Raw genomic sequence first — 7,935 nt, 5'->3', positions numbered from 1 at the left:
AAACGCCCGGTTACATTCCGAACCCGGAAGCTAAGCCTTACAGCGCCGATGGTACTGCAGGGGGGACCCTGTGGGAGAGTAGGACGCCGCCGAACAATCTTTGGAGGACCCTTGGTCCCAGCGTTCACGCTGGGACCAAGGGTCCTTTTTGTTTTTGCTCGAAGAGCGCCGGCTACGCGGCTGCGTCAGAATGACTGCGGTACCGAAGACTAGGAGTCACCCATGTCCACCAACTCTCCCGACGAGCGACCGGAGCGCGACCAGCGCCGCCGGGATGGTGGCGACCGGGGTGGATACCGCGGTGGGCCACGTCGAGACAACGACCGCGGCCCGCGCCGCGACGACCGCCGAGACGGGGATCGCCCCAGCTTCCGCCGCGACGACCGCGACCGCAACGACCGCGGTGACCGTGGCGGATTCCGTCGCGACGACCGCCGCGACGACCGCCGTGATGGCGACCGCGGTGGCTTCCGCCGTGACGACAACCGTGGCGGAGGCGGCTACCGCGGACGTGACGACCGCGACGGCGGGCGCTCCTCCTTCCGCCGTGACGACCGGCCCGGCGGGTTCCGCCGCGATGACCGTCGTGACGACCGTGGTGGCAACGACCGTGACCGTGGTGGCGACCGTGGCGGCTTCCGCCGTGACGGCGACCGTCCCGCATTCCGGCGTGACGGGGACCGTCCGGCCTTCCGTCGCGACGACCGCCGCGACGGCGATCGCGGTGACCGTGGCGGGTTCCGCCGCGACGACCGTCGTGATGACCGTGATCGTGGTGGGTTCCGTCGTGATGACCGTGGTGGCAACGATCGCGGTGGCTTCCGTCGCGATGACCGCCGCGACGATCGGCGTGACGACCGCCGCGACGGCGATCGCGGTGACCGTGGTGGCTTCCGCCGCGACGACAACCGTGGTGGCGACCGCCCCGGCTTCCGGCGTGATGACCGCGACCGCGGCGGTGACCGTGGCGGGTTCCGTCGCGATGACCGTCGTGACGATCGGCGTGATGACCGCCGCGATGGTGACCGTCCGGCTTTCCGTCGTGATGACCGTCGTGATGACCGTGATCGTGGTGGGTTCCGTCGTGATGACCGTGGTGGCAACGATCGCGGTGGCTTCCGTCGCGATGACCGCCGCGACGATCGGCGTGATGACCGCCGCGACGGCGATCGCGGTGACCGTGGTGGCTTCCGCCGCGACGACAACCGTGGTGGCGGCTACCGCGGGCGCGACGACCGTGGCCGAGGCCCCCGTCGTGACGACAGCCGTGGGCGGCCGGGTGGGTTCCGTGGGCGGGACGACCGCGGTGACCGCGGTGGGTTCCGGCGCGACGACCGCGAGCGGGACCGTGAGCCGATCAAGCGGCTGCCGATCCCGGACGACGTCACGGGCGACGAGATCGACCAGGACGTACGGCAGGAGCTGCAGAGCCTGCCCAAGGGGCTCGCTGAGGACGTCGCCAGGAACCTGGTGATGGTCGCCAAGCTCATCGACGAGGACCCCGAGCAGGCCTACGGCTACTCCAAGGTCGCGCTGCGGCTCGCCTCGCGCGTCGCCGCCGTACGCGAGGCCGCGGGCTTCGCGGCGTACGCGAACCAGAAGTACAGCGAGGCGCTCGCCGAGTTCCGGGCCGCGCGGCGGATGACCGGTGGTGTGGAGCTGTGGCCCGTCATGGCGGACTGCGAGCGTGGGCTCGGGCGGCCCGAGAAGGCGCTCGACATGGCCGGGGCGCCCGAGGTGCACAAGCTCGACAAGGCCGGACAGGTGGAGATGCGGCTCGTCGCCGCCGGCGCTCGGCGCGACATGGGGCAGCTCGACGCCGCCATCGTCACGCTGCAGAGCCCCGAGCTGGCCTCCAGCTCGGTGCAGCCGTGGACCGCGCGCCTGCGGTACGCCTACGGTGACGCGCTGCTCGCAGCCGGGCGTGAGGACGAGGCCCGGGAGTGGTTCGGCAAAGCCATCGAGGCCGACAAGGACGGCAGCACCGACGCGTCCGACCGGCTCGCCGAGCTGGACGGCGTCGAGTTCGTCGACGCGCTCCAGGGAGACGAGGCACACGCCGAGACCGAGGTGACGGAGTCGGCCGACGCCGAGCCGGAGAAGCCGAGGCAGGTGGAGGCGGCGGCTACCGAGGCCGTCGACGCCGACGTGGCCGTTGCCGATGACGTCGACGCCGATGTCGTTGATGACGGCGAAGATGTCGAGCGCGACAAGGGCTGACGGCGGTCGCCGCCGCGGCAGTGAGTGTCGTGGCGGTCGCACGTGAAGGGGCGGGTCTCCAGCCGGAGGCCCGCCCCTTCGCCGTACGTACGGCCTGTTCTCAGAACGCCAGGTCGCGCAGGACCAGGCCCGTCGCGGGCTTCGGGCCGAAGGACGTCGACTTGCGGGGCATCGTGACGCCCTGGCGGGCCAGGTCGCGTACGACCTCCTCGCGGACCGGGTGCATCAGCACCGCCGTGCCGCCCTCGCGCTCGGCCTTCTCGACCGTCGCCTCCGTGTGATGGATGTACGCGATGTGCTCCGGGGCGTCCGGGATGCGCCAGAGGTGGTCGAGGAGCGTGGCGTGCAGGACCGTCGCGTCCAGGGTGCGCCAGGCCTCCGGGCGGCCGAAGGGGACCGTGCGGGCCAGCAGGGCGGGGTCGGGGCGGTCCACGAGGTGATACGAGCCGTCGCCCGCCAGGAGGAACGCGTTGCTCTCGGACGCGGCGTCACCGAGGGCCGCCCTGGCCTCGGACAGGGAGCACTCCAGAGTGCGTACGCGGAACGAGTCCGCGAGTGCGGCCAGGGCATCGGCGACCGGAAGCCGGTGCAGATACCGGTGGATCGCGCGGACCCGCAGCGGATAGCGGGCCGTGTCCACCAGCAGGACCAGGCCGAAGTCCCACGGCCCCGGGGAGGCGTGCTCGGCACGCAGGCGGAGGTTCGTGGCCCAGCGGTGGTGGCCGTCGGCGATGAGAGCCTGGTGGTGGGCCAGATCTGACTGGATTTCAGCGATCTCGGCGGGGTCGGTCACCGCCCACAGACGATGGCTGAAGCCGTCCTCCGTGGTCGTGGAGAGCAGTGGCTTCTGGTGCGTCGCGCGCTCTATGGCGGCCGCGGCGCCGTCCGGCGAGTCGCCACCGGGGTAGGTGAGGAGCAGCGGCTCCAGGTTCGCGGCCGTCGCGCGCATCAGGGCGGCGCGGTCCTCGACGACGTCCGGCATGACGTCCTCGTGCGGCAGGACGATGCCGTCCGCGGGCTCGGACAGACGCAGCGCGCCGATGATGCCGCGCTGGAGTATGCCGTCGCCCCGCTGTTCGTACACGTACAGGGCGGGGATGGGGTCGGGGGCCAGGATGCCCTCGGCGAGCCAGTCGTGGAGGGTGTCCGCGGCCTGGCGGTTGCGGGCCGCCGGAGTGGTCGCCTGCGGCAGGATCAGGCGGACGATGTTGTGCGGGTCGGACGACTCCAGTTCCAGGAGGCCGTCCGGCCGCACGATCACGTCGTACGGCGGTGAGGTCACGGCGGCGAGGGAGCCGACCTGTTCGGAGTCGTACCGCACCCCCCGGAACGGGACCAGGTCGAGGCCGTGGACGTCCGTGTGACCCGCTGTGTTCATTAGTGCATCGTAAGTGTGTCAGTGGCATGAGCGATGATCGGGGGAGTGGAATTAGCGAGGAGAGATGCGTAATGAGCCAGACCGGCAGCCGGGGTGGGAATCAGCCTGTACGGACGCGTCCCGCGGGCAGCGAGCGGGCCCTGAGCGAGAGCTATGACACGGCGCTGCTCGACCTCGACGGGGTCGTGTACGCGGGTGGGAAGGCCATCGCGCACGCCGTCGAGTCGCTGGAGACGGCCCGGTCCGGGGGCATGCATCTCGCGTACGTGACGAACAACGCGCTGCGTACGCCGGACGCGGTGGCCGGTCATCTGACGGAGCTCGGCATTCCCACCGGCCCGGCCGACGTGATCACGTCGGCGCAGGCCGTCGCGCGGCTCGTGAGTGAGCAAGTGCCCGCGGGAGCGCGGGTGTTGGTGGTGGGCGGTGAGGGGCTGCGGGTCGCGCTGCGTGAGCGTGGGCTTGAGCCGGTGGAGTCCGCCGATGACGAGCCGGTGGCCGTGGTGCAGGGGTATGGCGGGCCGGAGTTGGCGTGGGGGCGGTTCGCGGAGGCCTGTTACGCGATCGCGCGGGGTGTGCCGTGGTTCGCGTCCAACACCGATCTGACCATCCCGAGCGGGCGGGGGATCGCCCCGGGGAACGGCGCCGCCGTGGAGGTCGTGCGCATCGCGACCGGGGCGGAGCCGCAGGTGGCGGGGAAGCCGCTGCCGCCGATGCACCGGGAGACGATTCTGCGGACCGGGGCGGAGCGGGCGCTGGTCGTCGGGGATCGGCTCGATACGGATATCGAGGGGGCGTTCAACGGAGGTGTGGACTCGCTGCTCGTCCTGACGGGGGTCACGGACGGAGCGCAGTTGCTGGCCGCTAGGCCTGAGCATCGGCCCACGTATGTGGACGCCGATCTGCGGGGGATGCTGAGGGGGCAGCCTGAGGTGGGGCAGGCGGGCGAGGGGTTTGCTTGTGGGGGGTGGGTTGCCTCTGTGCGGGGAGAGGTGCTGGTGCTTGAGGGGGAGGGGGCGGCTGTGGATGGGTTGCGGGCGTTGTGTGCGGCGGCTTGGGCGGCGGCGGGGGACGGGGTGTGCGGGTTGGACGGGGGGAAGGTGTTGGCTCGGCTGGGATTTTAGGGTTCCCCGATCCCGCCCCTTTAGTTTTCCCCGATCCCGCCCCTTCCCGAAGCCGGGGCTCCGCCCCGGACCCCGTTATCGGCGCTTCGCGCCTCGTCCTCGAACGCCGGACGGGCTGGGTGGTGCTGGGGAGTGGGCGGGCTGAGTGGGGTGCCGCTGGAGGGGTGGGGTGGAGGTTACGCTTCCTCACCACGGGACAGGAGCTGGTCTTCCGTTGCGCCCTTGCGCCAGTAGCCCGTGAACTTGATGCGTCTGCGGTCGAAGCCTCGGTCGGTGACCAGGTGGCGGCGTACTGCCTTGACCGTCGCGGACTCGCCGGCGATCCAGGCGTAGGGGGCGCCGGTGGGCAGGTCGGCTGCGCGGACGGCGGGCGTCGTCGTGCCCTCGCCCGTGAGCCAGGTGATGTCGGCGTCCGCCTTGGTGAGCAGTTCCTGGCGGTCCGCCGGGTCGTGGAGCTCCAGCCAGGCCAGGACCCGGGCCGACGGCGGCAGTGCTTCGAGGATGCCCGCGACGGCGGGGAGCGCCGACTCGTCGCCGGTGAGGAGGATCCAGTCGGTGTCGGCGGGCGGCCTGAAGTCGTACGCGGCGTTCTCCTCCTCGACCGGGGCGAGGACGCCGACGCGGGTGCCGGGGCGTGCCGTGCGGGCCCAGCGCGACGCGGGGCCCTCGGGAGAGCGGGTGTCCGGGACGGGTGCGTGCACGGCGAAGTCGACGATCAACTCGTGCGGGTCGCGGCGCAGTTCACGAATGGTGTACGTGCGCATGATGCCGCGTACGTCGGGGTCCAGGTCCCGCCAGGCCGCGTACCAGTCGGGGGAGTCCGTGTCCGGCATGACCGGCGCGCTCTGGCCCGGCTGCGGCAGGAACACCTTCACGCGCTGGTCGCGGCCGCCCGAGGCCATCTGGGCCACGTCGGAGCCGCCGAAGGCCACGCGGACCATCGACGGCGTCAGCCGTTCGGTGCGCAGGACTCGGGCGTCGAAGAACCGGAACGGGGTCTCGGTCATGGGGTGAGCCTTTCTCCTGTGCGTCGTGGCGGGTCGGGTGGGACCGGCGGGATCAGTTACCGCTTGAGCTTCTTCGACTTCCCGATGGCCGCCGCGAGCTGTTCGAGCACGGGGGCGTAACCGGCGTAGCTGTAGCGCTCCTCCATGGACCACGGGACGGTCTGGCCGGCCTTGACGGCGGGGAGCTTGGTCCAGGTGGGCTTCTTCGCGAGCTGGTCCTCGGTCAGTGCCGACGAGCGGTTGTCGACCATGATCAGGTCGGCGTGGTACTTGTCGGCGTTCTCCCAGCTGAGGAACTCCCAGAAGCCCCACTCGTCGCTCTTCTTGCCCTCGACGAACTCGACGCCGAGGTCCTTGAAGTAGTTCAGGTCGCAGTAGGAGTCGGGGACGGCGACGTACATCTGCTGGGCGTCGCCCGTCATCGCCATGACCTTCAGGCCGCCGCTGGCCTTCGCGGCCTTGCGCAGGGTCCGTTCGGCCTTCTCGAAGCGGGACTTGGCGGCCTTGACCTTCTGGGACTCCAGGTCCGCGCCGAGAGAGGCGGCCAGGTCGGTGTAGCGCTTGAGGGGTTCGAGGAGGGAGGCGCGGGCGCCGTTGATGCCGACCGTGGGAGCGAGGGCGGCGATCTTCTTGCTGCTCTCCTCGGGGACGAACCAGAGGTTGGGCGGCGGGAACATGTTGCTGATCAGCAGCTCGGGCTTGAGTGCCGCGTACTTCTCGATGTTGAACTGGCCCCAGGCCTCGCCGAGGCTGGTCAGTTTGTCGACATCGAGATCGCCGGCCTGCGGGTTGGGCTTGCCGTTGACGGGCTCGGACGGGCCGAAGACGCCGGTGACCTCGACGCCGTAGTCGTGCAGGGCCGCGGCCGTGCTGATGAACGCGACGATGTTCTTCGGGGTCGAGTCGGAGCGGGCGGTCTTGCCGCGGTCGTCCTTGAAGCTCCAGGCCTTGCCCTCGGAGCCCGAGCCCGACTTCTTGCCGTTCTCGTCGTCGGAGTCCTCACTGCCACAGGCGGTGAGGACGGCGCCGAGGCCGAGGGCGGCGCCGCCGGTGAGCAGGCCGCGGCGGCTGACACCGCCGGGGGTGCGGGAGGCGGTGAGGGTGCGGGAAGGGCGGAGCGCGCGCATCAGGCGACCTTCTTCGATTCTTCTATCGCCTTGGCGAGCCGCTCGATGAGGGGCGCGTATCCGGCGTGGCTGAACTGGGCTTCGTTGAACCAGGGGACGACCTGGTCGGATTCGGCGGCGGGCAGACGGGCCCACGTCGGTTTGGTCTTCTTGAGCTCGGCGGGCTGCAGGTTTCCGGTCCGTTTGTCGACAAGGATCAGGTCGGCTTCGTACCGGTCGGCGCTCTCCCAGCTGAGGTCCTGGAAGAAGCCGCCCTTCGTGGTGTTCGTGGGCTGCACGAACTCGACGCCGAGGTCGCTGTAGTGGCGCAGGTCGGTGAAGTCGTGCGGGTCGCCCACGTACATGCGGTCGGCCTGGGCGGCCATGGCGAGGACCCGGACGCCGCCGCGGGACTTCGCGGCCTTGGCGGCCTTGCGGAGCCGCTCGGACGCGTCCTCGAAGCGCTTCTTCGCCGCGGTCACCTTCGCGGCCCGCAGGTCGGCACCCAGGGACTCGGCGAGTTCGGCGAAGCGGCCGATGGCCTTGGTCAGGGTCGTCTTGCCGGTGAGGATGCCGACGCTGGGCGCGATCGGCAGGATCTTGTCGGTGGACTCCTCGGGGACGTACCAGAGGGTCGGGGAGACGTTCATGGTGCTGACGAGGAGTTCGGGGCGCAGACCTACGTACTTCTCGATGCTGAACTGGCCCCAGGCGTTGCCGATGACGGTCACCTTGTCGACATCGACACCCGCGGCCTGCACGTCGGGATCGCCGTTCTTGAGCCTGGTGGGGCCGAAGACGCCGGTGCACTCGATGCCGAAGTCGTGCAGGGCGGCGGCCGCGCCGATGTAGGCGACGACGCGGCGCGGCCGGCTGTCGGCCCTCGCCGTCCTGCCGCGGTCGTCCTTGAACGCCCAGGAACCGCCCCGCTTCGAGGAGTTGCCGCCCTTGCCGCCGTCGCCGCACGCCGTGAGCAGCCCGCCGATGCCAAGCGCGCCGCCCGTGCCGAGGAGCGCCCGCCGTGACACGGGCGACAGGGGCGCGAGGAGAGGCCGAGGAGAGGGACGTGACCGGGGCATACGTGCTGCTTCTCTCGTCGA

7 protein-coding genes and 1 rRNA gene are annotated in these 7,935 nt (G+C 70.9%); 4 read left to right on the top strand and 4 right to left on the bottom strand.

All coding sequences use genetic code 11. The features are described 5' to 3' along the window. The 3 genes from rrf to ACZ6BG_RS27540 all read left to right on the top strand — a co-directional run. Positions 1-95: ribosomal RNA gene (rrf, locus tag ACZ6BG_RS27550) — 5S ribosomal RNA — on the top strand; the annotation flags it as partial. Between the two features lie 95 nt (positions 96-190). Further along, the gene (locus ACZ6BG_RS27545; RefSeq protein WP_469006241.1) at positions 191-1,474 is read left to right on the top strand and encodes a hypothetical protein; all 1,284 of its coding nucleotides are present in this window, start codon (positions 191-193) and stop codon (positions 1,472-1,474) included. Further along, positions 1,366-2,220, top strand: a complete 855-nt coding sequence (locus ACZ6BG_RS27540) for a tetratricopeptide repeat protein (protein WP_469006238.1) — start codon at positions 1,366-1,368, stop codon at positions 2,218-2,220. Before ACZ6BG_RS27545 ends, ACZ6BG_RS27540 begins: the two co-directional genes overlap by 109 nt. A gap of 100 nt (positions 2,221-2,320) precedes the next feature. Here ACZ6BG_RS27540 and ACZ6BG_RS27535 read toward each other — a convergent pair whose 3' ends face one another. Then, on the bottom strand, positions 2,321-3,598 hold the full coding sequence (locus tag ACZ6BG_RS27535; RefSeq protein WP_469006174.1) for a DUF1015 family protein: 1,278 nt from the start codon (positions 3,596-3,598) through the stop codon (positions 2,321-2,323). A gap of 71 nt (positions 3,599-3,669) precedes the next feature. On the opposite strand from ACZ6BG_RS27535, the gene ACZ6BG_RS27530 reads away from it, so the two are divergent. Beyond that, positions 3,670-4,722, top strand: a complete 1,053-nt coding sequence (locus ACZ6BG_RS27530) for an HAD-IIA family hydrolase (RefSeq protein ID WP_469006172.1) — start codon at positions 3,670-3,672, stop codon at positions 4,720-4,722. Positions 4,723-4,898: 176 nt separating this feature from the next. Here ACZ6BG_RS27530 and ACZ6BG_RS27525 read toward each other — a convergent pair whose 3' ends face one another. From ACZ6BG_RS27525 to ACZ6BG_RS27515, 3 genes are read right to left on the bottom strand one after another with little or no spacing between them, the layout of a single operon-like run. Continuing rightward, on the bottom strand, positions 4,899-5,729 hold the full coding sequence (locus ACZ6BG_RS27525; protein ID WP_469006170.1) for a siderophore-interacting protein: 831 nt from the start codon (positions 5,727-5,729) through the stop codon (positions 4,899-4,901). A gap of 56 nt (positions 5,730-5,785) precedes the next feature. Next, on the bottom strand, positions 5,786-6,856 hold the full coding sequence (locus tag ACZ6BG_RS27520; RefSeq protein ID WP_469006168.1) for an ABC transporter substrate-binding protein: 1,071 nt from the start codon (positions 6,854-6,856) through the stop codon (positions 5,786-5,788). Then, positions 6,856-7,914: an ABC transporter substrate-binding protein gene (locus tag ACZ6BG_RS27515; protein ID WP_469006166.1), complete on the bottom strand. Its 1,059-nt coding sequence runs from the start codon at positions 7,912-7,914 to the stop codon at positions 6,856-6,858. Before ACZ6BG_RS27515 ends, ACZ6BG_RS27520 begins: the two co-directional genes overlap by 1 nt. Positions 7,915-7,935: the final 21 nt, after the last annotated feature.

Source organism: Streptomyces sp. NPDC041205 (assembly GCF_055591765.1).
This window is presented reverse-complemented; position numbering and strand designations above follow the sequence as displayed.

Excerpts from the sequence above, each read along its gene's own strand:
- ACZ6BG_RS27535 (WP_469006174.1), bottom strand. The coding sequence starts at position 3,598 with ATGAACACAGCGGGTCACACGGACGTCCACGGCCTCGACCTGGTCCCG.
- ACZ6BG_RS27545 (WP_469006241.1), top strand. The coding sequence starts at position 191 with ATGACTGCGGTACCGAAGACTAGGAGTCACCCATGTCCACCAACTCTC.
- ACZ6BG_RS27520 (WP_469006168.1), bottom strand. The coding sequence starts at position 6,856 with ATGCGCGCGCTCCGCCCTTCCCGCACCCTCACCGCCTCCCGCACCCCC.
- ACZ6BG_RS27525 (WP_469006170.1), bottom strand. The coding sequence starts at position 5,729 with ATGACCGAGACCCCGTTCCGGTTCTTCGACGCCCGAGTCCTGCGCACC.
- ACZ6BG_RS27515 (WP_469006166.1), bottom strand. The coding sequence starts at position 7,914 with ATGCCCCGGTCACGTCCCTCTCCTCGGCCTCTCCTCGCGCCCCTGTCG.
- ACZ6BG_RS27530 (WP_469006172.1), top strand. The coding sequence starts at position 3,670 with ATGAGCCAGACCGGCAGCCGGGGTGGGAATCAGCCTGTACGGACGCGT.